This is a genomic window from Pseudomonas sp. GW822-FHT05A08, assembly GCF_058800485.1.
Genome location: NZ_CM179511.1, coordinates 6,595,769 through 6,619,851, shown reverse-complemented (window position 1 = coordinate 6,619,851; position 24,083 = coordinate 6,595,769). Strand labels below are relative to the sequence as shown.

Below are 24,083 nucleotides of genomic sequence, written 5' to 3'. Positions count from 1 at the left end.
AGCGGTTTACAAAAGTCATCAGCGGTTCACAAAAGTCATCAGCGGTTCAACATCACAAAAAGCATCACAAGACCAACATCGCGCGTTTCACAGGCGGCGCATGATAGCGCAATGTTGGTTTCAAGCCGTAAGCCTCAAGCTTCAAGCGACAAGCTGCATGTGACGCCGATCAAGCTTGTGGCTTGCGGCTTGCGGCTTGCAGCTTCTTCTCGATGGCATCCATCAGCATTGCGCCGATGTTGGTGCCAAAGGCGTTGTCGATCTCGCGGATGCAGGTCGGGCTGGTGACGTTGATTTCGGTCAGGTGCTCGCCGATCACGTCGAGCCCCACGAACAGCAGGCCTTTCTCGCGCAGGGTCGGGCCGACCTGTGCGGCGATCCAGCGATCTTTCTCGGTCAGCGGCCGGGCTTCGCCACGGCCACCGGCGGCGAGGTTGCCACGGGTTTCACCTTGGGCGGGAATCCGTGCCAGGCAGTAATCCACAGGTTCGCCGTCGATCATCAGGATGCGTTTGTCGCCATCGACGATGGCCGGCAGGTACTCCTGGATCATGATCTGCTGCTTGCCGTGCTGGGTCAGGGTTTCGAGGATCACCGAGAGGTTCGGGTGGCCGGCGGTGTGGCGGAAGATCGACGAGCCGCCCATGCCGTCCAGCGGTTTGAGGATCACGTCGCCGTGATGGTCGGCGAATTCGCGCAACACGTCCGGACGACGGCTGACGATGGTCGGCGGCGTGCACTGCGGGAACAGGGTGGCGAACAGCTTTTCATTGCAGTCACGCAGGCTCTGCGGCTTGTTGACCACCAGCACGCCGTCGCGCTCGGCCTGCTCCAGCAGGTAGGTGGAGTAGACGAACTCCATGTCGAACGGTGGGTCCTTGCGCATCAGGATCACGTCCAGCTCGCTCAGGGCGCTGTCGGTCTCGGCTTCCAGTTCGAACCACTTGTGCGGGTCGGCGAACACCTTCAGCGGGCGCATCCGCGCCCGGGCCACGCCACCGGTCGCCTGGTACAGGTCGCGCTGTTCCATATAGAACAGGGTCCAGCCGCGCTCCTGGGCGGCCAGCAGCATGGCCAGCGAGCTGTCCTTCTTATAGGAGATGCTGGCGATAGGGTCCATGACAATCCCGACGCGAACGCTCATGGGCGGTTTCCTCGAAAATTAGTGGGCGCAATGGCTTGCAAAATTGGCGTCAGAGTGGCGTCCGGGCGGTTCCCGGTCAAGGAAAAACCACCGCGCCGGTCGGCCGATAGATTGCATGGGGAGAGTATGCTAAAAAGGCTCGCATGCCGTGCTCAGGCCTTGAACATCAAGGGCTTGAGGCATTGGCCACCAGTACGGGCAGAAAATCGATTCGCTGTGGCGATGGTAGAGCAGATATGGAACAGCAATCCAGCGCCCTCAAGGTGATGGTGATCGATGATTCGAAGACGATTCGCCGCACGGCCGAAACGCTGCTGAAGAATGTGGGCTGTGAAGTCATCACCGCGGTCGACGGTTTCGAGGCCCTGGCCAAGATCGCCGACAACCACCCGGGCATCATTTTCGTCGACATCATGATGCCGCGGCTCGATGGCTATCAGACCTGCGCGTTGATCAAGAACAACAGCGCGTTCAAGTCCACGCCGGTGATTATGCTGTCCTCCAAGGACGGTCTGTTCGACAAGGCCAAGGGTCGCATCGTCGGCTCTGACCAGTTTTTGACCAAGCCTTTCAGCAAGGAAGAGCTGCTGAGCGCGATCAAGGCCCATGTGCCGGGGTTCGCCGCAGTAGAACAAGCACATTGAGGTTCGGCCAGCGGGCCGCACGCCTATTCGTATGGGGAAGACCATGGCTCGTATTCTGATCGTCGATGACTCGCCGACTGAAATGTACAAACTGACCGGCATGCTGGAAAAGCACGGCCATGAAGTCCTGAAGGCCGAAAACGGCGCCGACGGCGTGGCCCTGGCGCGCCAGGAAAAGCCCGACGCGGTCCTGATGGACATCGTCATGCCCGGCCTCAATGGTTTCCAGGCTACCCGTCAGTTGAGCAAGGATGCGGAAACCAGCCATATCCCGGTGATCATCATCACCACCAAGGATCAGGAAACCGACAAGGTCTGGGGCACTCGCCAGGGCGCCAAGGATTACCTGACCAAGCCGGTCGACGAAGACACCCTGATCAAGACCCTGAACAGCGTCCTGGCCGGCTGACCGCCCGCGCCATGGCCGAGTCGCAAACCGCCTTCGAACTGCTGCTCGAGATCGACCAGCGCTGCCGCCTGCTGGCAGCCGACCTGCCTTCCCAGGAAACCCGCCAGCACGGCTGGAGCGGTATCGGCTTTCGCATCGGCGAGCATTGGTATGTGGCGCCGATGGGCGAAGTCAGCGAAGTCCTGCACGAGCCCCGTTACACCCTGCTGCCCGGGGTCAAGCCCTGGGTGAAAGGCGTGGCCAACCTGCGCGGACGGCTGCTGCCGATCATGGACCTGTGCGGGTTCTTCGGCCATGAGCTGTCGGCCCTGCGCAAGCAGCGGCGGGTGCTGGTGGTCGAGCACAAAGAGGTGTTCGCCGGCTTGATGGTGGACGAGGTGGCCGGCATGCAGCACTTCGAGCAGAGCAGCCTGGAAACCGCGGCCAGCGCTAGCGGACAGGGCGCCATCACGCCGTACCTGCGGGGGTATTTCCCGTGTGAGCAGGTCTGGTGGGTATTCAGTCCCTTCGCCCTGGCGCAGTCGCCGGGGTTCCTGGATGTGGCGCTGTAGGCGCGAGACCTGCTCGCGATGAATATTGCGCGATGAACCTGCAGGACCGCGCCGTCCATGGCGCGGGCAACAGAACAACCGGAGTTCAGGTGTGCAGATGCTAAAAGCCAACCCAGGCAAGCCAATGGAAGGATCGCGCAGCCGCTCGCAGATCATCGTGCTGTTCATCGCGCTGATCGTGTTCATCATGCTGCTGTTCGCCAACTTCGCTTATCTCAACACCCAGGCCACGTACGACAAGCAGTACATCGGCCACGCCGGCGAGTTGCGGGTGCTGTCCCAGCGCATCGCCAAGAACGCCACGGAAGCCGCGGCGGGCAAGGCCGCGGCATTCAAGCTGCTGGGCGATGCGCGCAACGATTTCGCCCAGCGCTGGGGCTACCTGAAAAAAGGCGACCCGGCCACCGGGCTGCCCGCCGCGCCGGTGGCGGTGCGTCAGGAAATGCGCGCGGTGCAGCAGGACTGGGACAAGCTGCTGCACAACGCCGACGCGATCCTGGCCAGCGAACAGACCGTATTGTCCCTGCATCAGGTGGCCGCGACCCTGGCGGAAACCGTGCCGCAGTTGCAGGTCGAGTATGAAAAGGTCGTGGAAATCCTCCTGCAGCGCGGCGCTCCGGCGGCCCAGGTGGCCATGGCGCAACGCCAGTCGTTGCTCGCCGAGCGCATTCTCGGCGCGGTGAATACTGTGCTGGCCGGCGACGAAAACGCGGTGCAGGCCGCGGATGTCTTCGGCCGTGACGCGGCGCGTTTCGGCCAGGTGCTGAGCGGCATGCTCCAGGGCAACCCGACCCTGAAGATCAGCCAGGTCGAGGACCGCGATGCGCGGGCGCGCCTGACCGAGATCAGCGAGCTGTTCCAGTTCGTCTCCGGCTCAGTGGACGAAATTCTCGAAACCTCCCCTGAGCTGTTCCAGGTTCGCGAATCGGCGAGCAATATCTTCAGCCTGTCGCAGACCCTGCTCGACGAGGCCTCGCACCTGGCCATCGGCTTCGAGAACCTGGCCGGCGGGCGTTCGCTGGACACCATCGGCGGTTATGTCCTGGGCCTGGCTGCGCTGGCCTCGATCATCCTCATTGGCCTGGTGATGGTCCGTGAAACCAATCGCCAGTTGCACGAGACTGCGGAGAAGAACGAGCGCAACCAGAACGCGATCATGCGTTTGCTGGACGAGATCGAAGACCTGGCCGACGGCGACCTCACCGTGACCGCCTCGGTGACCGAGGACTTCACCGGCACCATCGCCGACTCGATCAACTATTCCGTGGACCAGCTGCGCGACCTGGTGGCGACCATCAACCTCACCGCCGGCCAGGTCGCCGGCGCGGTGCAGGAAACCCAGGCCACCGCGATGCAACTGGCCGAAGCCTCGGAGCATCAGGCCCAGCAGATTTCCGAAGCCTCCACCGCGATCAACGAAATGGCCCAGTCGATCGATCAGGTGTCGGCCAACGCCGCCGAGTCCTCGGCGGTAGCCGAGCGTTCGGTGGAGATCGCCAACAAGGGCAACGAGGTGGTGCACAACACCATCCACGGCATGGACAACATCCGCGAGCAGATCCAGGACACTGCCAAGCGCATCAAGCGCCTGGGCGAGTCGTCCCAGGAAATTGGCGACATTGTCAGCCTGATCGATGACATTGCCGACCAGACCAATATCCTCGCCCTCAACGCGGCGATCCAGGCCTCCATGGCCGGGGATGCCGGGCGCGGCTTCGCGGTGGTGGCCGATGAGGTGCAGCGCCTGGCGGAACGTTCTTCGGCGGCGACCCGGCAGATCGAGACCCTGGTGCGGGCGATCCAGACCGACACCAACGAGGCGGTGATCTCCATGGAGCAGACCACCTCGGAAGTGGTGCGCGGCGCCCGGCTGGCGCAGGATGCCGGGGTGGCCCTGGAAGAAATCGAAGGCGTCTCCAAGACCCTGGCGGCGCTGATCCAGAGCATCTCCAACGCCGCCCAGCAGCAGACGTCGTCGGCCGGACAGATATCCTTGACCATGAACGTGATCCAGCAGATCACTTCACAGACTTCGTCCGGCTCGACCGCGACGGCCGAGAGCATCGGTAACCTGGCGAAAATGGCCAGCCAGCTGCGGCGCTCGGTGTCCGGTTTCACCTTGCCGGCCGGTCGCGAGCAGACGCCGCGGGACAACCGCTGAGGCCGGAGCACGACTTTGATGGGAATGGTAATGGGTGATCGGCACGACTATGTGGCCCTGGAATGGGTCAAGGGCGAAATTGCCGAAACGCTGAAGCAGGCCCACCAGGCGCTCGATCATCTGGTCGACGAGCCGCAGGCGGTGGAAGCGCTCGAACAGTGCCTGGACTGCATCCATCAGGTCCACGGCAGCCTGCAGATGGTCGAGTTCTATGGTGCGGCGCTGCTCGCCGAAGAAATGGAAGCCCTGACCCTGGCCCTGCGCGAGCACCGCGTGGCCCAGCGGGACGAGGCGATCTATCTGCTGCGCCAAGCCATCAGCCAGTTGCCGCAGTACCTCGACCGGGTGCAAAGCGCGCGCCGCGACCTGCCGTTGGTGGTGTTGCCGCTGCTCAACGACCTGCGCAGCGCCCGGGGCGAAGGCCTGCTGAGCGAAACCAGCCTGTTCAGCCCGCAGCTGCCGGACCTGCCGGCGCTGGACCAGGCGGCACTGGACCGCCTGGCGCCCCCCGACCTGACCATCCTGCTGCGCAAGTTGCGGCACATGCTGCAAACCGCGCTGGTCGACCTGCTGCGCGAACAGGATGTGAAAAACAGTCTGGGCTACATGGCCAAGGTCTTCGAGCGCCTCCAGGTGTTGTGCCAGAACGCCCCGCTGGGGCCCTTGTGGCAGATCGCCCTGGCCCTGGTGGAAGGCATGGGCAGCGGGGCGATCGCCAACAGCCCGGCGGTGCGCAGCCTGCTCAAGGATGCCGACCGCGAACTCAAGCGTCTCTATGAACAAGGCATCGCCGGGGTCAACCAGGCGGCCCCCGACGAACTGCTGAAAAGCCTGCTGTTTTACATCGCCAAGGCCCGCTACCCCACCGCGCAGATGCAGACCATGAAAGACACCTACGGACTCGATGACGCTTTGCCCGACAATGCGCTGGTCGACCAGGAGCGGGCGCGCATGGCCGGTCCCGACCGCGACGCCATGCGCTCGGTGCTGGCGGCCTTGTGCGAGGAATTGGTGCGGGTCAAGGAACGCCTGGACCTGTTCGTGCGCAGCGACCGCCAGCATGCGTCGGACCTGGACAGCCTGCTGGCGCCCCTGCGACAGATCGCCGACACCCTGGCGGTGCTGGGCTTCGGCCAGCCGCGCAAGGTCATCATCGACCAGCTGGCGGTGGTGCTGAGCCTGGCCCAGGGCCAGCGCGAACCGAATGACGCGGTGCTGATGGATGTGGCCGGGGCCCTGCTGTATGTCGAGGCGACCCTGGCCGGCATGGTCGGCCCGGCCGAACCCGAGAGCCGCGAAGAAAGCCGCCTGCCGACCACCGACCTGACCCAGATCCACCAACTGGTGATCAAGGAGGCGCGGATCTGCCTGCAACAGGCCAAGGACCTGATCGTCGACTACATCGACGCCGGTTGGGACCGCGAACACTTGCAGGCGCTGCCGGAGCTGCTGACCCAGGTGCGCGGCGCCCTGGCGATGGTTCCCCTGGGCCGTGCGGCGGGCCTGCTGCAAGCCTGCATCGGCTTCGTGCGCGAACACCTGCTGCTGGACCCGCGCCAGCCCGGCTGGCAGCAGCTGGACAATCTGGCCGACGTGATCACCAGCATCGAGTATTACCTGGAGCGCCTGAGCGACGATCCCCAGGCGCCGGGGGAAAAGATTCTCGACGTGGCCGAGCAGGGCCTGGCCGCGCTGGGCTATGCGCCGCAAAAGCGGGCGCCGGACGAGTGGCTGCCGAACGAACAGGTGCCGCTGCTCAGCGATGTGCTCAGCCCCAACGAAGCCCTGGTGATGCAGGACCTGCAGGAGCTGGACAGCCCGGAAGTGGCGCAGTCCCTGGCCGATGTACTGGCAAGCCCGGTCTCGGCGCTCAACCCGCCAGCGCTGGACACGCCGGGCAGCCTGTTGCCGCCGCCGGGTGATGAAACGCCGGTGGACGACGAACTGCGCGAAGTCTTCCTCGAAGAGACCGACGAAGTGCTCGACGTGCTGCGCGAGTACCTGCCGCGCTGGGTCGCCGAGCCCCACGGCAAGGCGGCGCTGGGCGAACTGCGCCGGGCCTTCCACACCCTCAAGGGCAGCGGGCGGATGGTGCGCGCGCTGGTGCTGGGCGAGCTGGCCTGGGCCGTGGAGAACCTGCTCAACCGGGTCCTGGAACACAGCGTGGAACCGGGGCCGCAGGTGCGGCAATTGCTTGAAGAGGTCGTGCAGTTGCTGCCGGAGCTGGTCGCCGAGTTCGCCGCCCAGGCCCAGCGCCAGCGCGACGATGTCGACCGCCTGGCTGCCCGGGCGCATGCCCTGGCCAAGGGCGACACGGCGTTGCTAGACGGCTTGGCAGACGAGCTCGACCCGCAGTTGCTGGAGATCTTCCGCAACGAGGCCGAAACCCATCTGGAGAGCATCAAGCGCTTTCTCGAGCAGGCTGCCGAGCACCTGCCGCTGCAGGCCAGCGACGAATTGCAGCGCGCCTTGCACACCCTCAAGGGCAGCGCCTACATGGCCGGCGTGCTGCCGATCGCCGAGCTGGCGGCGCCGCTGGACCTGCTGGCCCGGGAATATCGCGCGCACCTGATGGCCCTGGACCTGGACGAGGTCGAGCTGCTGCTGGAGGCCGAAGGCCTGTTTCGCCGCAGCCTGCAACAGCTGGGCAGCGATCCGCTGGCGCCCATCGAAGGCGCCGCCGACCTGATCGAACGGGTCAAGGCGCTGACCGCCGAGCGCCTGGAAGCCCTGCTCAACGCCCCCAATACCGGGCTGCGGGTCAAGCGCGATGCGCAGTTGATCAGCAGTTTCCTGGCCCAGGGCATGGACATCCTGCTGGATGCCGAAAACCTGCTGCGCCGCTGGCAACAGCACCCCGGCGAGCGCCAGGAACTCAGCGCCCTGCTGGACGAGTTGACCACCCTTGGCGAAGGCGCGCACCTGGCGGACCTGCAGCCGATGGATGAGCTGTGCGAAGCGCTGCTGGACCTGTACGGCGCCGTGGAAGAAAGCAGCCTGGCGGTGGGCGAACGGTTTTTCCATGAGGCGGAAAACGCCCATGAAGCCCTGATCAACATGCTCGATGAACTGGCCGCCGGCCAGGAAGTCAGCCCGCAACCGGCGATGGTCCGGGCCTTGCGCGAACTGCTCGAGGAAAGCCTCGACCCGTCGGCCATGGGCCTGATCCGCAGCGACGGCAGCCGCACCCTGAGCATCACCGACCTGGCCAGTGCTACCGCCGAGATGGAGCAGAGGGCGCAGATCGAGGTGGAGGAGCCGGATGACGAGATCGTGGCGATCTTCCTCGAAGAGGCGATGGATATTCTCGAAAGCGCCGACCAGGCCTTGCAGCGCTGGCTGGCCGACCCGGACAACGGCGCGCCGCTGTCTTCCCTGCAGCGCGACCTGCACACCCTCAAGGGCGGCGCGCGCATGGCCGAAGTCGGGCCGGTGGGCGACCTGGCCCAGGAACTGGAGAATCTCTACGAAGGCCTGGTGGATCGCCGGTACCAGCATGGCGAGGCCTTGGTCGATCTGCTGCAACGCAGCCATGCGCAACTGGCGCTGCTGTTGCAGCAATTGCAGGCACAGCAAGCGCTGAGCGACCCCAAGGCGCTGATCGAAGCGATCCGCGGTTTGCGCCAGCGCAGCGGGGTCACCAGCGAGGTGCCTGAGGCTGCGGTGACCGACGATTCGGCGGCCCACGATCCGGAGCTGCTGGAGATCTTCCTCGAAGAAGGCTTCGACATCCTCGACAGTTCGGGGGCGGCGCTGACGCGCTGGCAGGCCGAGCCGGCCAGCCGCCAGGAAGTGGAAACCCTGTTGCGCGACCTGCACACCCTCAAGGGCGGCGCGCGCATGGTGGAGATCGTGCCGATCGGCGACCTGGCCCATGAACTGGAGTTTCTCTATGAAGGCCTGTCCGCGGGCCTGCTGCAACCGACACCGGCGTTGTTCGGCCTGTTGCAGAAAAGCCAGGACCGCCTGGCGCAGATGCTCGACGCCGCCCGCGCCGAGCAACCGATCAAGCCGGCCGACAGCCTGATCGAGGCGATTCGCGGCTTTACTCATCCGGCCCAGGCCGAAGCGCCGCCTCTGCTGCTGCCCGATCTCACGCCGCCTGCCAAGCCCGAACCGCCGGTGGCGCCGGCGGAAGCCGCGGTGGCCGGGGATATGGTCAAGGTCTCGGCCGAGCTGCTGGACGACCTGGTCAACCTGGCCGGGGAAACCTCGATCTTCCGCGGGCGCATCGAGCAACAGGTCAACGATGCGCGGGTGGCCCTGAGCGAAATGGAAACCACCATCGAGCGTATCCGTGACCAGTTGCGCCGCTTGGACACCGAAACCCAGGGGCGGATTCTCAGCCGCCAGCAGGTCGAGGCCGAGCGCCTGGGCTACGAGGAATTCGATCCGCTGGAGATGGACCGCCATTCGCAGTTGCAGCAACTGTCGCGGGCCCTGTTCGAGTCGGCGTCCGACCTGCTCGACCTCAAGGAAACCCTGGACCGGCGCAACCAGGACGCGGAAAACCTGTTGCAGCAGCAAGGGCGGGTCAATACCGAATTGCAGGAAGGCCTGATGCGCACACGCATGGTGCCGTTCGAGCGCCTGGTGCCGCGCCTCAAGCGCATCGTCCGCCAGGTGGCGGAGGAGTTGGGCAAGGATGTCTCGTTCAGCGTCGGCAACGCCGAGGGCGAGATGGACCGCAACGTGCTGGAGCGCATGGTTGCGCCCTTGGAGCACATGCTGCGCAACGCCGTCGATCATGGCCTGGAGTCCGCCGAGGTGCGCCGTGCCTCGGGCAAGCCGGAGCAGGGGCGGATCACCCTGGACCTGTCCCACGAAGGTGGCGATATTGTTTTCGACATGCGCGACGACGGCGCCGGGGTGCCGCTGGAGGCGGTGCGGCGCAAGGCGATCAAGCGTGGCCTGCTCGCCCCCAATGCCGAGATCAGCGACCGTGACGTGCTGCAATTCATCATGCAGCCGGGGTTTTCCACGGCGGAGAAAATCACCCAGATTTCCGGGCGCGGGGTGGGCATGGACGTGGTCCATGAAGAGGTGCGCCAGCTCGGCGGCTCGATGACCATCGACTCGATCCCGGGGCAGGGCGTGCATTTCCGTATCCGCCTGCCGTTCACCCTGTCGGTCAACCGCGCGCTGATGGTGCAGTGCCTGGAGGAGCAGTACGCGATCCCGCTGAACACCATCGAAGGCATCGTGCGGGTGCTGCCCAACGAACTGGAAAGCCATTACCAGCTCGACCCGCCCCATTACGTATACGCCGGCCAGCGCTATGAGCTGTGCTACCTCGGCGAGCTGCTGCACACCGTGGCCCGGCCGAAGCTGCTGGGGCAGAGCCTGCCGCTGCCAGTGCTGCTGGTGCATTACAACGAGCACCGGATCGCCGTGCAGGTGGATGCCATGGCCGGCACCCGGGAGATTGTGGTCAAGAGCCTGGGGCCGCAGTTCGCGGCGGTGCAGGGGCTGTCTGGCGCGACCATCCTCGGCGATGGCCGGGTGGTGCTGATCCTCGATCTGCTGGCGCATATCCGCGCCCTGCAAACGCGCTTGCCGGTGCCGCGCATGGCGGCCGGCGACGAAGTGATTGCCGAGGTCGAACCGCTGCGGCCGAGGCTGGTGCTGGTGGTCGACGATTCGGTGACGGTGCGCAAGGTCACCAGCCGCCTGCTGGAACGCCACGGCATGAACGTGCTGACCGCCAAGGACGGGGTCGACGCCATGGCGCTGTTGCAGGAGCACACCCCGGACCTGATGCTGCTGGACATCGAAATGCCGCGCATGGACGGCTTCGAGGTGGCGATGCAGGTGCGCGCCGACCCGCGCCTGCACCAGCTGCCGATCATCATGATCACTTCGCGCACCGGCCAGAAGCACCGCGACCGGGCCATGGCCATCGGCGTCAACGACTACCTCGGCAAGCCTTACCAGGAGTCGGTGCTGCTGGAGAGCATCGCCCAGTGGAGCAGACCCCATGCATGACTACCGCGCCAGCTTCCTCACCGGACTGCTGCTGCCCCTGGCCGACCGCACTCTGATCCTGCCCAACGTCGCGGTGGCCGAATTGATCGACTATCAACGCGGCGAGCCGGCCAGCGACGCGCCGCCCTGGTACCTGCGTTCTGTTGCCTGGCGCGACCGCCAGCTGCCGCTGATCAGCTTCGAGGCCGCTTGCGGCCAGCCTCTGGCTATCGGCGAGCGCGCCCGCATCGTCGTGCTCAATACCCTGGGCGGTCGCGAGCGCCTGAAGTTCATTGCCTTGGTGATCCAGGGCATCCCGCGCTCCTGCCGGCTCGACAGCCAGCTGAGCTACGTCGACGTGCCGCTGTGCCGGCTGGAGAAGGCCGCGGTACAGGTGGGGGAGCAGGTGGCGAAGATTCCGGATCTGTTGGGGTTGGAGGAGATGCTAGTGAAGGCGGGGTTGTCCTAGGTCCTGTCGAGCGGCTTGACCGGTCCCTTTTGGGGACTGATGGGGCGCCACTGATCTGGAGGAGCGGCCGGTTGACGTTCGATTGCCTGTGATGGCCTCGCTACTGATGTTGGACGGTGTACATATCCATTCCTGCGGTCACGGCTACTTATGGTTCCGCCCTTACGGCGGGTCACTTTTGGCAAACGCCCGGAATGCCGGCCCAGCCAAAAGTAACCAAAAGGTCTCGCCCCTGGCGTACGGCCTTCGCTGCGCTCAGGTTCCCTCGCTCCGACGTCCATCAGGGGGCATCGACTCCGGTCGGCTTCGCTTCGACCTCCATACGATGTCCTCGACTGCGTCGAGGGGCGCTGCGCGCCTGTCCCCTGATGAACGCCGGAACGAAGCCTCCCGATGGGGCGGGTAGATCAAGATCAAAAGCTGGCGCTGGCGCGACCTACCGGTCGGCGCAAACCCTGTAGCCGCTGCCGAGCCTGCGAGGCTGCGTACGAGGACGTAGTCCTCGCCAAACCTGGCGACGCGGTCTATCGGGAGAAATGAGGTGTCTGCTTTTGCGCCCGCTTCGCGGTCGTGCGCAGCCTCGCAGGCTCGGCAGCGGCTACATGCAGTGTCCGGAGGTGTTAGCGGGCATTTCAGCCGTAGAGAGTGGCAACAGTTTGCCGGTTGCTGGGGCGGATATCAGGCTCCATAGTCCGGGCTGTCGCCGACGCATCGGCGACCGATCTTAGCCGGTCGAAACAAGTTAATGGATGCATCAGTGCCCCGTATAATACCGAGCGCTTGTCGCTTGGCATTTGCTATGGCGGCTGTGCGCGGGACACCTTCGGGTGTGTCGGGCTTCCATTCTTGTCCCGGCCGGCTAACCCGCGCCCAGCTGCCACCTATTTTGTTTAGCCGCAAAGGGTGGTTGCTCTACACAAGATGGAGAAACACCCATGACTGAGTTCATCCCGCTGCAAAGCAATCTCACCTCCACCCCAGTGCTCTACCTCAACCCCAAGGCCTCGGCGGCCGACCTGCACGGCTGCGCTGTGCAGCGCATCAAAGCCACCCGCGACCTGATGCACAGCCTCAACTGCCTGAGCCTCAAAGGCGTCCACGACCAGGACTTGCAGCACATCGTCAATGCGGCCCATCTGCTGCTGCAGGATGGCTGCGATGCGCTGGATGCGTTGCAGTGGCGGATCGAGGCTTAAGCGCAAGGTTGTCTATGGGGCGTAGGCGTGATGGCCTGCGCCCTTGACCATTACCCTCACCGTAACGATCCACCACTCTGCTTGATTGATGCCATGCCTCCTGCGCTCCTAAGGTAGCGGCCACGACAGCGAACCCGTGGAGTGAGCATGACAACAACAATATCCCCCGACTCGCGCTGGACGCGGCGGCGCGCTGAAAAGCAGCGGCGTCTCGAGCAGGTGCGGGGTCTCGCCGATGGTGCGGTGTTGCCCACCGACAAGATAGTCGCGGCGCTGGAGGCGTTGATTCTGCCCGGCGACCGCGTGGTGCTGGAGGGCAACAACCAGAAGCAGGCGGACTTCCTGTCGCGCGCCCTGGCCAAGGCCGACCCGGGCCGCCTGCACGACCTGCACATGATCATGCCCAGCGTCGGCCGCTCGGAGCATCTGGACCTGTTCGAACGCGGCATCGCCCGCAAGCTCGACTTCTCCTTCGCCGGCACCCAGAGCCTGCGCATCAGCCAGCTGCTGGAAGACGGCCTGCTGGAAATCGGCGCGATCCATACCTACATCGAACTCTATGCGCGGCTGGTGGTGGACCTGATCCCCAACGTGGTGCTCTCGGCCGGGTTCATGGCCGACCGCGCGGGCAATATCTATACCGGGCCGAGCACCGAGGACACCCCGGCGCTGATCGAGCCGGCGGCGTTCAGCGATGGCATCGTCATCGTCCAGGTCAACCAGTTGGTGGACGACGTCAGCGAGTTGCCGCGGGTGGATATCCCGGCGTCCTGGGTCGACTTCGTGGTGGTGGCCGACAAGCCGTTCTACATCGAACCGCTGTTCACCCGCGACCCGCGCCACATCAAGCCGGTGCATGTGCTGATGGCGATGATGGCGATCCGCGGCATCTATGAAAAACACAAGGTCCAGTCGCTGAACCACGGCATCGGCTTCAACACCGCGGCCATCGAGCTGATCCTGCCGACCTACGGCGAATCCCTGGGCCTGAAAGGCAAGATCTGCCGCAACTGGACCCTCAACCCCCACCCGACCCTGATCCCGGCCATCGAAAGCGGCTGGGTGGAAAGCGTGCATTGCTTCGGCACCGAACTGGGCATGGAAAACTACATCGCCGCGCGGCCGGATGTGTTCTTCACCGGGCGCGACGGTTCGTTGCGTTCCAACCGGATGTTCTGCCAGCTGGCCGGGCAGTACGCGGTGGACCTGTTTATCGGCGCGACCCTGCAGGTCGATGGCGACGGCCATTCCTCCACCGTGACCCGTGGCCGCCTGGCCGGCTTCGGCGGTGCGCCGAACATGGGCCACGACCCCCGTGGCCGGCGCCACGGCACCCCGGCCTGGCTGGATATGCGCCACGACGACGCGCAACAACCGATGCTGGAGCGAGGCAAGAAGCTGGTGGTGCAGATGGTCGAGACCTTCCAGGAAGGCGGCAAACCGACCTTCGTCGAAACCCTCGACGCCGTGGAAGTGGCGAAGAAAAGCGGTATGCCCCTGGCGCCGATCATGATCTATGGCGACGACGTCACCCACCTGCTGACCGAAGAGGGCATCGCCTACCTGTACAAGGCGCGTTCCCTGGAAGAGCGCCAGGCGATGATCGCGGCGGTGGCCGGGGTGACCGCCATCGGCCTGCGCCACAACCCGAAAGACACCGCGCGCATGCGCCGCGAAGGCCTGATCGCCTTGCCCGAAGACCTCGGTATCCGCCGTACCGACGCCAGCCGCGAGCTGCTGGCGGCGAAAAGCGTCGCCGACCTGGTGGAGTGGTCGGGTGGCCTGTACAACCCGCCCGCCAAGTTCAGGAGCTGGTAAATGCACGCCTTCAACCTGCAAAGCAAACCCCTGAGCCTGGCCGAGCGCCTGGCGGACCTGGCGGTGGACGCGCTGATCGACGAGGCCGACCTGTCGCCGAAACCGGCCCTGGTCGACCGTCGCGGCAACGGCGCCCATAGCGATCTGCACCTGGGGCTGATGCACGCCTCGGCGCTGTCGCTGTGGCCGGCCTTCAAGGAAATGGCCGACGCCGCCAGCGTGTTCGGCGCGGTCGGCCTACCCCTGCGCGAAGCCCTGGGCCGCATCGGCCGTGAAGGCGAAGCGGCGATGCTCGCTACGACTAACGGGGTGAACACTCATCGTGGCGCGATCTGGGCCCTGGGCCTGTTGGTGGCCGCCGCCGCGCTGGAACCTCAGGCCAACAGCGCCGGCGCCCTGTGCCTGCGGGCCGCGCGCCTGGCGCTGCTGGACGACCGTTACGCGCCGCGACCCCTCAGCCACGGCGCGCAAGTGGCGTTGCGCTATGGCGTGCGCGGCGCCCGCGAAGAAGCCCAGCTGGGTTTTCCAGCGGTGCTGCAACGGGGCCTGCCGCAACTCGAACGCAGCCGTGCCCAGGGGCATGGCGAACAGAACGCCCGGCTCGATGCGCTGCTGGCGATCATGACCAGCCTGGCCGACACCTGCGTGCTCTATCGCGCTGGCGAGGCGGGCCTGCGGGCCATGCAACAGGGTGCCCAGGCGGTGCTCGACGCCGGCGGCAGCGCCAGCCTGGCCGGGCGTCGCCGCCTGCATGAGCTGGACCAGTGCCTGCTGGCCTTGAACGCCTCGCCCGGTGGCGCCGCGGACTTGCTCGCGGCCTGCCTGCTGATCGACCGGATCGCCTCCGGCGCCGCCTTTATCCAGGGAGCAGTGTGATGGAAACCTTGTCTTTCGAATTTCCCGCCGGGCAACCCGCCCGGGGCCGGGCGCTGGTGGGCTGTGTCGGCTCGGGCGACCTGGAGGTGCTGCTCGAACCCGGGCAGCCCGGCAAGCTGAGCATTCAGGTGCAGACCTCGGTCAACGGCAGTGCGTCGCGCTGGCAGCATCTGTTCGAGCGCATGTTCGACGGCCAGACGCCGCCGGCCCTGAGCATCGACATCCATGATTTCGGCGCCACCCCGGGCGTGGTACGCCTGCGCCTGGAGCAGGGCTTCGAGGAGATCGGCCATGACTGACAGCGCCCGGTTGCTCAACAAACACAGCTTCGTCGAACTCAGTGCCCGGCAGCGGGCCAAGGCCCTGCTCGACGCCGGCAGCTTTCGCGAGTTGCTTGATCCGTTCCAGCGCGTCATGTCGCCGTGGCTGGCGCGCCAGGGCGTGGTGCCCCAGGCCGATGACGGGGTGGTGATCGCCAAGGGCCGCATCGACGGCCTGCCGGTGGTGATCGCCGCCATCGAAGGCGCGTTCCAGGGCGGCAGCCTCGGCGAGGTCGGCGGGGCGAAGATTGCCGGCGCCCTGGAGCTGGCGGCCGAAGACAACCGCAAGGGCATTGCTACCCGCGCCGTACTGCTGCTGGAAACCGGTGGCGTGCGCCTGCAGGAAGCCAATCTCGGGCTGGCGGCGATTGCCGACATTCACGCAGCCATCGTCGACCTGCGCCAGTACCAGCCGGTGATAGGCGTGGTGGCCGGCAGCGTCGGCTGTTTTGGCGGCATGTCGATTGCCGCCGGGCTGTGCAGCTACCTGCTGGTGACCCAGGAGGCGCGCCTGGGCCTCAACGGTCCGCAGGTGATCGAGCAGGAAGCCGGCCTCGAGGAATACGACTCCCGCGACCGACCCTTTATCTGGAGCCTGACCGGCGGCGAGCAGCGTTTCGCCAGCGGCCTGGCGGACCGCTATGTGGCCGACGACGTGGCGCAGATCCGCCAACAGGTCGGCGAACTGCTGGCCCAGGGCCTGCCCAGCGCGCAACGCAGCCGGCAGGCCGAGCTGTACCTGCAACGCCTGGCCCGGCTGGACAGTCACCCACAGATCGACCCGGCGACGGTTCGCCAGCTGTATCGAGGAGACCGCTCATGAGTGCTTATTCCCTGCGGGGCCTGCATTGGTTCACGGCCCTGAGCGCGGGCGCCGCCCCGGTAGCGGGTTTGCCGGCCTCGTTGAAGGTGGCGGACGCCACGCTGGAGCAACAACCGGTACGGTTTATCGCCGTGGTCGCCGACCCGGCCAACCCTTTTGTGCGGGCGCGCAATGGTGAGGTCGGCCTGCTGGAAGGCTGGGGCCTGGCCAAGGCGGTGGACGACGCGATCGAGGCCGACCGTGAGCAGAGCCTCAAGCGCGCGCTGATCGCCATAGTCGATGTGCCGAGCCAGGCCTATGGGCGTCGCGAAGAGGCCCTGGGCATCCATCAGGCCCTGGCCGCGGCCGCCGACAGCTATGCCCGGGCCCGGCTGGCCGGGCATCCGGTGATCGGCCTGCTGGTGGGCAAGGCCATGTCCGGGGCCTTCCTGGCCCACGGTTACCAGGCCAACCGCCTGATCGCCCTGCGCGACCCGGGGGTGATGGTGCACGCCATGGGCAAGGTCTCGGCGGCGCGGGTCACCCTGCGCAGCGTCGAGGAACTGGAGGCCCTGGCCGCCAGCGTGCCGCCCATGGCCTACGACATCGACAGCTATGCCAGCCTCGGTCTGCTCTGGGAGACCTTGTCGGTCAGCCAGATCGAACAGCCGAGCGCCGACGACCTGACCCTGGTGCGGCAATGCCTGGGCCAGGCGATTGCCGATGTACGCACCCACGGCCGCGATCTGTCGGGACGCCTGGGGGCCAGCAACCGTGGCGCTTCCAGCCGGGCCCGCCAGCTGTTGCGCGAGCAATGGTGAGCGCCATGACCAGCGCCTTGCTGCCCCATGACCTGCTGTGGGGCCTGTCCCCTCGGCAACTGCCCGCCGATGCCCCGGCCTGGGTGGTGGCGGCCATGGCCGCCGGGCAACCGGTGGTGGTGCGCCGTGCGTTGACCGCGCCCGGGCAGGTGGCGGTGGGCGTGCGTGGGCGGCTGCGCGAGCAACGCTACGGGACGCTGATGGCGGTGGCGGCCATCGAGCGCCGGGTGCGCCCGGAAGAGCTGTGCCATGTCGAGTCGGATCGGGACTGGCCAGCGCTCCAGGCGCTGGCTCGGTTGCGTGAACCTTTGGATGCCCTTGGCCTGGCCTGGGGTGTCAGCGGCAGCGCCGGTTTTGAACTGGCCAGCGGCGTGCCGGCGCTGCATCGACACAGCGACCTGGACCTGATCCTGCGCGCTGCGCAGCCCATGGACCGGGTCGAGGCCCGGGCGTTGCTGGCGCTGCTCGACGCCGCTGTCTGCCCGGTGGACCTGCAATTGCAGACACCCAACGGCGCCGTGGCCCTGCGCGAGTGGGCCGGGACATCGGCGCGGGTGCTGCTGAAAAGCGCCAGTGGCGCGCGTCTGGTCGGCGATCCGTGGCAGGCCCTGGAGCAGGTGGCGTGAGCAGCCTGCTGGTGTTTCCGGGCCAGGGCGCGCAGCAGCCGGGGATGTTGCATCGCCTGCCGCCCAGCGCCCTGGCCGAGGCCTGCCTGCAACAGGCGAGCGAGGTCCTGGGCGAGGATGCCCTGGCCCTGGATTCGCCCCAGGCCCTGGCGACTACCCGGGCGGTGCAGTTGTGCCTGCTGATCGCCGGCGTGGCCCATGCCCGGGTGTTGCTGGAAAACGGGCCGGGCGCGGATTACGTGGCGGGCCTGTCGATCGGCGCCTACCCCGCCGCGGTGGTGGCCGGCGCCCTGGATTTCGGCGATGCGCTGCGTCTGGTCAGCCTGCGCGGCGAGCTGATGCAGCAGGCCTACCCACAGGGTTATGGCATGACCGCGATCGTCGGCCTGCAACTGGCGACGGTGGAGGCCTTGCTGGCCCAGGTGCACAGCCCGGACAACCCGGTGTACCTGGCCAATATCAATGCCGATAGCCAGGTGGTGATCGCCGGCAGCGATGCCGCCATGGCCCAGGTCGCCGAGCTGGCCCGCGGCTGCGGGGGCGGCGTGGCCAAGCGTCTGGCGGTCAGCGTGCCGTCCCATTGCCCGCTGCTGGAGCAGCCGGCCCAGGCCCTGGCCGAGGCGTTCGCCAGGGTGGCGTTGCAGCCGCCGCGCTTGGGTTACCTGAGCGGCAGCCGCGCGCGGCCGCTGCGTACGCCGGAGCAGTTGCGCGACGACCTGGCGTTCAACATGTGCCGGGTGGTGGATTGGCGCGGCACCGTGCAAAGCGCCTACGAGCGCGGCGTGCGGCTACAGATCGAACTGCCGCCCGGCGCGGTGTTGACCGCTCTGGCGCGCCGGGTGTTCGAGCAGGGCACCGTGATGGCCTGCGACGGGGTCCGGCTCGACACCTTGCAAGCGCTGTTGCGTGAGGAGGGAAACCGCCAACCCTAGACACCGACTCAAGCTGGCGAAGCACAAGAACAACAACTTCGACGATGCACTTTGAGGACTACAACAATGATTATTTACGGTGTGGCGCTGCTGGCGATCTGTACGCTGGCAGGGGTGATTATCGGTGACATGCTCGGCGTCCTGCTGGGGGTGAAATCCAACGTCGGCGGTGTCGGCATCGCGATGATCCTGCTGATCTGCGCGCGGCTGTGGATGCACAGGCACGGCGGCATGACCAAGGACTGCGAGATGGGCGTCGGCTTCTGGGGCGCCATGTACATCCCGGTGGTGGTGGCCATGGCCGCGCAACAGAACGTGGTCACCGCCCTGCACGGCGGCCCGGTGGCGGTGCTGGCGGCCATTGGTTCGGTGGTGCTCTGTGGTTGCACCATCGCCCTGATCAGCCGCACCAACAAAGGCGAACCGTTGCCGGACGAACCGGACGCTATCGCCCCTGGTGCCGCTCCGGCAGGGGGACGCTGATATGTGGGATCTGATCGAGAAAGGCCTGGAACACAACGGCCTGGTCACCGCTTTCGCCTTCGTCGGCGTGATCATGTGGGTCTCGGTGCTGCTGTCCAAGCGCCTGACGTTCGGCCGGGTGCACGGCTCGGCCATCGCCATCGTCATCGGCCTGGTGCTGGCCTGGGTTGGTGGCACTGTCACCGGTGGGCAAAAGGGCCTGGCGGACCTGGCGCTGTTCTCCGGCATCGGCCTGATGGGCGGTGCCATGCTGCGCGACTTCGCGATTGTCGCCACGGCCTTCGAGGTCCAGGCCACCGAGGCGCGCAAGGCCGGGATGATCGGCGCCATCGCGCTGTTTCTCGGCACGGTGCTGCCGTTCATTGTCGGGGCGAGCATCGCCTGGGCCTTCGGTTATCGCGATGCGGTGAGCATGACCACCATCGGCGCCGGCGCGGTGACCTACATTGTCGGTCCGGTGACCGGGGCGGCGATCGGCGCCAGTTCCGATGTGGTGGCACTGTCCATCGCCACGGGGCTGATCAAGGCGATCCTGGTGATGGTCGGCACGCCCATGGCGGCGCGCTGGATGGGCCTGGACAACCCGCGTTCGGCGATGGTCTTCGGCGGCCTGGCCGGCACCGTCAGCGGGGTGACCGCGGGCCTGGCGGCGACCGACCGGCGCCTGGTGCCCTATGGCGCGCTGACCGCGACCTTCCATACCGGGCTGGGTTGCCTGCTCGGGCCTTCGTTGCTGTATTTCATCGTGCGCGGGTTGGTGGGGTAGGGCGGCTGGCTTCATCGCGAGCAAGCTCGCTCCTACAGAGGTATACGGTCTCTGCAGGAGCGAGCCTGCTCGCGATAGCGCTCGTGTAAACACCGCGCTTTATGTGTCTTGCCGGTTGGCATACATCCGGCACTCGGCCAGCAGCGCCAGCAGGTTCGGGTCGCGCTCCTTGGCCTTGAGGAACACCACGCCGATATGCTGTTGCAGCCGGTAGCGCGCCTGCAGCGGAATCAACTTCACGCGGTTTTCGTACACCGCGGCAATCCTTCCCGGCAGCAGGGCATAGCCCACCCCCGAGCTGACCATGCTCAGCAGGGTGAAGATGTCGTTGACCTGCATCGCCACCTTCGGCTCGAACCCCGCCTGCTTGAACACCCGCACCCCGTCCTGATGGGTGGCGAAGCCCTGGGTCAGGGTGATGAAGGTCGCGTCGCGCACATCGCTGAGATCGACTTCCGCCTGCCGGGCGAACGGCGAGTCGGCCGGCGTGGCGAGGAAGATATCGTCGGAAAACAGCGGGATCTGCTCGCAGTCCGGGTCGCTGACGCTGTCGTCCAGTGATACCAGGATCGCGTCGACCTCCATGTTCTTCAGCTTGTACAGCAGGTCGATGTTGGAGCCCAGGATCAGGTCGATATTCAGCTCGCTACGGCGCAGCTTCAGGCCCATGATCAGCTGCGGCACGGTCTTCACCGTCAATGAATACAACGAGCCGAGCTTGAAGCGTTCCGCCGAGAACCCGGCGGCTTCGCGGGTCAGGCGCACGCTTTCGACCACGTCCTGGATCAGCTTCTGCGCCCGTTCTTCGAGGACGAAGGCGCTTTCCAGCGGTGTCAGGTTGCGTCCTTCATGCTTGAACAGCGGGCAGCGCAGGGCGCTTTCCAGGGAGTGAATGGCCCGGTGCACGCTGACATTGCTGGTCTGCAACTCGGCGGCGGCGCGTGCCAGATTGCCGGTGCGCATGAACGCCAGAAACACTTCGAGCTTTTTCAGGGTCAACTCTTCATCGATCAGCATGATGGGCGCTCTTATTCGAATGCTTCGATTGTGCCTGCCGGGTCATGACTTGGCTGGAGGTTTTTTCGTCCATGGCTTTATTTGGAAACATTGCGCTTTCAGGCTACAGGCCTGAGCCTTGCGCAGATTTTCGCCTTGGGAGGTGAGTGGCACATGTATCACGGGGAAAGACTCAACGCCTGGACGCATCTGGTGGGCGCGATTGCGGCACTGGTCGGGGGGATCTGGCTGCTGGTGCTGGCCAGTCTCGACGGCAGCCCTTGGAAAATCGTCAGCGTGGCGATCTACGGCTTCACCTTGCTGGTGCTGTACAGCGCCTCGACCCTGTACCACAGCGTGCGCGGGCGGGCGAAAAACATCATGCAGAAGGTCGATCACTTCTCCATCTACCTGCTGATCGCCGGCAGCTATACGCCGTTCTGCCTGGTGACCCTGCGCGGGCCCTGGGGCTGGACGCTGTTCGGGATCGTCTGGGGGCTGGCGCTGATCGGCATCCTGCAGGAGATCAAGCCGCGCTCCGAGGCGCGCATCCTGTCCATCGTGATCTATGCGGTGATGGGCTGGATCGTGCTGGTGGCGGTCAAGCCGCTGCTGGCGGCCCTGGGCCCCGCCGGCTTTGCCTGGCTGGCCTCGGGCGGGGTGCTCTACACCGTGGGCATCATCTTCTTCGCCCTCGACAGCCGTTTGCGCCACGCCCACGGGATCTGGCACCTGTTCGTGATCGCCGGCAGCCTGCTGCACTTCGTGGCGATCTTGTTCTACGTGCTCTGATCGGCGACAGCGTTATCGTTCATCGCGAGCAAGCTTCAATCCCCGGTCATCAACCGATCCAGCTGCTCCTGCGCCCGGCCGCCGAAGATCTCCAGCAGGCTGCTCAAGGTGTGTGGCAGCGCCTCCGCCGCGCGGGTCACGGCATACAGGGTGATCGGCAGCGCCGGGGTCAGCGGGCGAATCGCGGTGCTGGCGGGCGAGGCGCCGAGGGCGGTGAAGGGGTCGATCACCGCCAGCCCGGCCCCGGATTCGACCATGGCCCGGGCCAGGGAGTAGGTCTGCACAGCGATGCTGACCCGCGGCGCCGGTTCCACGGCTTTCAGGTAACCGTCGAGTTTCGCCGCCAGCGGGTCGGCGCTGGACAGACCGATCAAGGGCGCCCCCGCCAGCTCCATCAACGGCAGCGGCGTGCCCCTGGCCGCCTGGGGCCAGTAATCCAGCGGCGCCAGCGCCACCAGCACCCCGCTGGCCAGGGCCTGGGCGGTCAGTCCCGGATGATCCGGGCGTTGCAGGGTCAGGGCCACATCGATCTCGCGCATCAGCAGGTTCTGCACCAGCTCGCGGCTGTGGGCGCTGGACAGCTCGCAGACGATGTCCGGGTAGCGCCGGGTCCACTGGTTGATGGCCGGCGGCAACAAGGACAAGGCCAGCGCCGGCGTGGCGCCGATCCGCAGGCTGTGGCCCGGCTCGCGACGCAGGCTCTGGGCCAGGCGCCGCACCCCTTGCAGGCTTTCGCTGACCTTGTCGACCTCGCGCTCCAGCTCCAGGGCTTCCGGGGTGGCCTGCAACTTGCCCTTGACCCGCAGGAACAGCGGGAAGCCCAGCTGCTGCTCGGCGTGCTGCAAGACCTTGGTCACCGCCGGCTGGGAGACGTGCAGCAGTTGCGCCGCGCCGCTGATCGAGCCGGTCTGGCGGATGGCCTGGAAAATCTCGATATGGCGCAGTCGCATGATGAGTCCATAACCTTTGTTTATGGGTGGTCCATCTTTATTCATTGTCCCGGGCCTGTCACCTGGTCCTAACCTGAAGCCCGCTCAACAAGGCTTTAAGGACTGACATGGCACAGCGGGTTTGCATCATCGGCGGCGGGGTCATTGGCCTGGCCAGCGCCTACGCCCTGGTTCGCGAGGGGTTCGACGTCAGCCTGGTGGAGGCGCGCGAGGCCTTCGCCAGCCAGACCAGCTTCGCCAACGGCGGCCAACTGTCGTACCGCTACGTGGCGCCGCTGGCCGATGCCGGCGTGCCCTGGCAGGCCCTGGGCTGGATGCTGCGTGGCGACTCGCCGCTGAAGCTGCGCCTGCGCCTGGACCCGGCGCAGTGGCGCTGGATGGCCGGGTTCCTGGCGGCCTGCCGTGGCTCGGTCAACCGTCGCAACGGTGCCCATCTGCTGCGCCTGGCGCTGCTGAGCCAGGCCACCTTGCAGAGCTGGCGCGAGGAGGACCGGCTCGACGGTTTCCACTGGCGGCGCAACGGCAAGCTGGTGACCTTTCGCGAAACCACGAGCTTCGAGCACGCCCGCCACGGCCTGGCCGATCCGCGCCAGCAGCAGGTGCTGTCCGCTGACGAATGCACGGAACTGGAGCCGACCCTTGGCGGCGCGCCCTTTGTCGGCGGCATCTTCACTCCGGACGAAGAAGTGGCCGACTGCCACGCCTTCTGCCAGCAACTGGTGGCGCGGTTGCAGGCTTCCGGCCGCTGCCAGCTGCTGACGGGGCGCCAGGTCACCGCTATTCGCCAGGCGGGCGGCCAGGTGCAGGCCATCGAGTTGGGCGACGAGGTGCTGGCGGTGGACCAACTGATACTCGCCGCCGGTCATCGCAGTGGCGAACTGGCGTTGCCCGGGCTGAAGCTGCCGCTGTACCCGCTCAAGGGCTACAGCCTCAGCGTGCCGATCGGCGCGGGGCACCGGGCGCCGGAAATCAGCATCACCGACTACAACCGCAAGATCGTCTATGCGCGGATCGGCCAGCAGCTGCGGGTGGCGGCCATGGTCGATATCGTCGGTTTCGACCCGGCCCTGGACCCCAAGCGCCTGGCCCTGATGCAGCGCCAGGCCCGGGAAACCTTCGCCAATGCCGGCGACTACGATGCCGCCATCGAGTGGGCCGGCATGCGCCCGGCGACCCCCAGCGGCGTACCGCTGATCGGCGCCACCGGCTACCGCAACCTGTGGCTCAACCTCGGCCACGGCGCCCTGGGTTTCACTCTGGCCTGTGGCAGCGGGCGCCTGCTGGCCGAGCTGATCGGCCAGCGCCGCACTTCCATCGACATGCAGGGGCTCGCGCCCCATGCCGCCTGATTTCTTTCGCGTAC

General features: G+C 66.3%; 21 protein-coding genes. 18 read left to right on the top strand and 3 right to left on the bottom strand.

Features of this window, described 5'->3' with window-relative positions; all coding sequences use genetic code 11:
• Window positions 1–169: 169 nt before the first annotated feature.
• On the bottom strand, window positions 170–1,144 hold the full coding sequence (gene gshB, locus AC3RCP_RS29970) for a glutathione synthase (protein WP_007929968.1): 975 nt from the start codon (window positions 1,142–1,144) through the stop codon (window positions 170–172).
• A gap of 236 nt (window positions 1,145–1,380) precedes the next feature.
• On the opposite strand from gshB, the gene pilG reads away from it, so the two are divergent.
• The 16 genes from pilG to madM all read left to right on the top strand — a co-directional run bounded on the left by pilG (window position 1,381) and on the right by madM (window position 19,982).
• Window positions 1,381–1,788: a twitching motility response regulator PilG gene (gene pilG / locus AC3RCP_RS29965; protein WP_007929962.1), complete on the top strand. Its 408-nt coding sequence runs from the start codon at window positions 1,381–1,383 to the stop codon at window positions 1,786–1,788.
• Between the two features lie 43 nt (window positions 1,789–1,831).
• Window positions 1,832–2,197, top strand: a complete 366-nt coding sequence (pilH, locus tag AC3RCP_RS29960) for a twitching motility response regulator PilH (protein WP_492570624.1) — start codon at window positions 1,832–1,834, stop codon at window positions 2,195–2,197.
• 11 nt (window positions 2,198–2,208) lie between these two features.
• Entirely contained in the window at window positions 2,209–2,748 is a 540-nt protein-coding gene (locus tag AC3RCP_RS29955; RefSeq protein WP_101339359.1) for a chemotaxis protein CheW, read from the top strand.
• Window positions 2,749–2,845: 97 nt separating this feature from the next.
• Window positions 2,846–4,909 (top strand): methyl-accepting chemotaxis protein, encoded by a 2,064-nt coding sequence (locus tag AC3RCP_RS29950; RefSeq protein ID WP_037035562.1) that lies wholly within the window; start codon window positions 2,846–2,848, stop codon window positions 4,907–4,909.
• A 30-nt stretch (window positions 4,910–4,939) separates the two neighbouring features.
• On the top strand, window positions 4,940–10,894 hold the full coding sequence (locus AC3RCP_RS29945) for a hybrid sensor histidine kinase/response regulator (protein ID WP_492570625.1): 5,955 nt from the start codon (window positions 4,940–4,942) through the stop codon (window positions 10,892–10,894).
• Window positions 10,887–11,342: a chemotaxis protein CheW gene (locus tag AC3RCP_RS29940; protein ID WP_009046013.1), complete on the top strand. Its 456-nt coding sequence runs from the start codon at window positions 10,887–10,889 to the stop codon at window positions 11,340–11,342. The genes AC3RCP_RS29945 and AC3RCP_RS29940 overlap by 8 nt, the downstream gene beginning before the upstream one ends.
• 935 nt (window positions 11,343–12,277) lie before the next feature.
• The gene (locus tag AC3RCP_RS29935) at window positions 12,278–12,538 is read left to right on the top strand and encodes a hypothetical protein (RefSeq protein ID WP_101339357.1); all 261 of its coding nucleotides are present in this window, start codon (window positions 12,278–12,280) and stop codon (window positions 12,536–12,538) included.
• Between the two features lie 147 nt (window positions 12,539–12,685).
• Window positions 12,686–14,356: a malonate decarboxylase subunit alpha gene (gene mdcA, locus AC3RCP_RS29930; RefSeq protein ID WP_492570626.1), complete on the top strand. Its 1,671-nt coding sequence runs from the start codon at window positions 12,686–12,688 to the stop codon at window positions 14,354–14,356.
• Window positions 14,357–15,232, top strand: coding sequence for a triphosphoribosyl-dephospho-CoA synthase (locus AC3RCP_RS29925; RefSeq protein WP_492570627.1), 876 nt, complete (start codon window positions 14,357–14,359; stop codon window positions 15,230–15,232).
• Window positions 15,232–15,531, top strand: coding sequence for a malonate decarboxylase subunit delta (locus AC3RCP_RS29920; RefSeq protein WP_007932573.1), 300 nt, complete (start codon window positions 15,232–15,234; stop codon window positions 15,529–15,531). Before AC3RCP_RS29925 ends, AC3RCP_RS29920 begins: the two co-directional genes overlap by 1 nt.
• Entirely contained in the window at window positions 15,524–16,375 is an 852-nt protein-coding gene (locus AC3RCP_RS29915; RefSeq protein WP_101339353.1) for a biotin-independent malonate decarboxylase subunit beta, read from the top strand. Before AC3RCP_RS29920 ends, AC3RCP_RS29915 begins: the two co-directional genes overlap by 8 nt.
• Entirely contained in the window at window positions 16,372–17,175 is an 804-nt protein-coding gene (gene mdcE, locus AC3RCP_RS29910; protein WP_492570628.1) for a biotin-independent malonate decarboxylase subunit gamma, read from the top strand. The genes AC3RCP_RS29915 and mdcE overlap by 4 nt, the downstream gene beginning before the upstream one ends.
• 5 nt (window positions 17,176–17,180) lie before the next feature.
• Entirely contained in the window at window positions 17,181–17,801 is a 621-nt protein-coding gene (locus AC3RCP_RS29905; protein WP_492570629.1) for a malonate decarboxylase holo-ACP synthase, read from the top strand.
• Window positions 17,798–18,733: a malonate decarboxylase subunit epsilon gene (mdcH, locus tag AC3RCP_RS29900; RefSeq protein WP_492570630.1), complete on the top strand. Its 936-nt coding sequence runs from the start codon at window positions 17,798–17,800 to the stop codon at window positions 18,731–18,733. The genes AC3RCP_RS29905 and mdcH overlap by 4 nt, the downstream gene beginning before the upstream one ends.
• A gap of 66 nt (window positions 18,734–18,799) precedes the next feature.
• Window positions 18,800–19,216 (top strand): malonate transporter subunit MadL, encoded by a 417-nt coding sequence (gene madL / locus AC3RCP_RS29895; protein ID WP_492570631.1) that lies wholly within the window; start codon window positions 18,800–18,802, stop codon window positions 19,214–19,216.
• Window position 19,217: 1 nt separating this feature from the next.
• Window positions 19,218–19,982, top strand: a complete 765-nt coding sequence (madM, locus tag AC3RCP_RS29890) for a malonate transporter subunit MadM (RefSeq protein ID WP_007932567.1) — start codon at window positions 19,218–19,220, stop codon at window positions 19,980–19,982.
• Window positions 19,983–20,081: 99 nt separating this feature from the next.
• Here madM and AC3RCP_RS29885 read toward each other — a convergent pair whose 3' ends face one another.
• Complete coding sequence (locus AC3RCP_RS29885; RefSeq protein ID WP_007932558.1) at window positions 20,082–20,999, bottom strand: LysR family transcriptional regulator; 918 nt, start codon at window positions 20,997–20,999, stop codon at window positions 20,082–20,084.
• A gap of 153 nt (window positions 21,000–21,152) precedes the next feature.
• On the opposite strand from AC3RCP_RS29885, the gene trhA reads away from it, so the two are divergent.
• On the top strand, window positions 21,153–21,770 hold the full coding sequence (gene trhA, locus AC3RCP_RS29880; protein ID WP_101339350.1) for a PAQR family membrane homeostasis protein TrhA: 618 nt from the start codon (window positions 21,153–21,155) through the stop codon (window positions 21,768–21,770).
• Between the two features lie 35 nt (window positions 21,771–21,805).
• Here trhA and AC3RCP_RS29875 read toward each other — a convergent pair whose 3' ends face one another.
• Window positions 21,806–22,720, bottom strand: coding sequence for a LysR family transcriptional regulator (locus tag AC3RCP_RS29875; RefSeq protein ID WP_009051293.1), 915 nt, complete (start codon window positions 22,718–22,720; stop codon window positions 21,806–21,808).
• Between the two features lie 107 nt (window positions 22,721–22,827).
• Between AC3RCP_RS29875 and AC3RCP_RS29870 the strand changes: the two genes are divergently transcribed.
• On the top strand, window positions 22,828–24,069 hold the full coding sequence (locus AC3RCP_RS29870; RefSeq protein ID WP_492570632.1) for a D-amino acid dehydrogenase: 1,242 nt from the start codon (window positions 22,828–22,830) through the stop codon (window positions 24,067–24,069).
• Window positions 24,070–24,083: the final 14 nt, after the last annotated feature.

What these genes read in the sequence shown, in the direction of transcription:
- gshB (WP_007929968.1), bottom strand. Translation starts at nt 1,144, where the DNA reads ATGAGCGTTCGCGTCGGGATTGTCATGGACCCTATCGCCAGCATCTCC.
- pilG (WP_007929962.1), top strand. Translation starts at nt 1,381, where the DNA reads ATGGAACAGCAATCCAGCGCCCTCAAGGTGATGGTGATCGATGATTCG.
- pilH (WP_492570624.1), top strand. Translation starts at nt 1,832, where the DNA reads ATGGCTCGTATTCTGATCGTCGATGACTCGCCGACTGAAATGTACAAA.
- AC3RCP_RS29955 (WP_101339359.1), top strand. Translation starts at nt 2,209, where the DNA reads ATGGCCGAGTCGCAAACCGCCTTCGAACTGCTGCTCGAGATCGACCAG.
- AC3RCP_RS29950 (WP_037035562.1), top strand. Translation starts at nt 2,846, where the DNA reads ATGCTAAAAGCCAACCCAGGCAAGCCAATGGAAGGATCGCGCAGCCGC.
- AC3RCP_RS29945 (WP_492570625.1), top strand. Translation starts at nt 4,940, where the DNA reads ATGGGTGATCGGCACGACTATGTGGCCCTGGAATGGGTCAAGGGCGAA.
- AC3RCP_RS29940 (WP_009046013.1), top strand. Translation starts at nt 10,887, where the DNA reads ATGCATGACTACCGCGCCAGCTTCCTCACCGGACTGCTGCTGCCCCTG.
- AC3RCP_RS29935 (WP_101339357.1), top strand. Translation starts at nt 12,278, where the DNA reads ATGACTGAGTTCATCCCGCTGCAAAGCAATCTCACCTCCACCCCAGTG.
- mdcA (WP_492570626.1), top strand. Translation starts at nt 12,686, where the DNA reads ATGACAACAACAATATCCCCCGACTCGCGCTGGACGCGGCGGCGCGCT.
- AC3RCP_RS29925 (WP_492570627.1), top strand. Translation starts at nt 14,357, where the DNA reads ATGCACGCCTTCAACCTGCAAAGCAAACCCCTGAGCCTGGCCGAGCGC.
- AC3RCP_RS29920 (WP_007932573.1), top strand. Translation starts at nt 15,232, where the DNA reads ATGGAAACCTTGTCTTTCGAATTTCCCGCCGGGCAACCCGCCCGGGGC.
- AC3RCP_RS29915 (WP_101339353.1), top strand. Translation starts at nt 15,524, where the DNA reads ATGACTGACAGCGCCCGGTTGCTCAACAAACACAGCTTCGTCGAACTC.
- mdcE (WP_492570628.1), top strand. Translation starts at nt 16,372, where the DNA reads ATGAGTGCTTATTCCCTGCGGGGCCTGCATTGGTTCACGGCCCTGAGC.
- AC3RCP_RS29905 (WP_492570629.1), top strand. Translation starts at nt 17,181, where the DNA reads ATGACCAGCGCCTTGCTGCCCCATGACCTGCTGTGGGGCCTGTCCCCT.
- madL (WP_492570631.1), top strand. Translation starts at nt 18,800, where the DNA reads ATGATTATTTACGGTGTGGCGCTGCTGGCGATCTGTACGCTGGCAGGG.
- madM (WP_007932567.1), top strand. Translation starts at nt 19,218, where the DNA reads ATGTGGGATCTGATCGAGAAAGGCCTGGAACACAACGGCCTGGTCACC.
- AC3RCP_RS29885 (WP_007932558.1), bottom strand. Translation starts at nt 20,999, where the DNA reads ATGCTGATCGATGAAGAGTTGACCCTGAAAAAGCTCGAAGTGTTTCTG.
- trhA (WP_101339350.1), top strand. Translation starts at nt 21,153, where the DNA reads ATGTATCACGGGGAAAGACTCAACGCCTGGACGCATCTGGTGGGCGCG.
- AC3RCP_RS29875 (WP_009051293.1), bottom strand. Translation starts at nt 22,720, where the DNA reads ATGCGACTGCGCCATATCGAGATTTTCCAGGCCATCCGCCAGACCGGC.
- AC3RCP_RS29870 (WP_492570632.1), top strand. Translation starts at nt 22,828, where the DNA reads ATGGCACAGCGGGTTTGCATCATCGGCGGCGGGGTCATTGGCCTGGCC.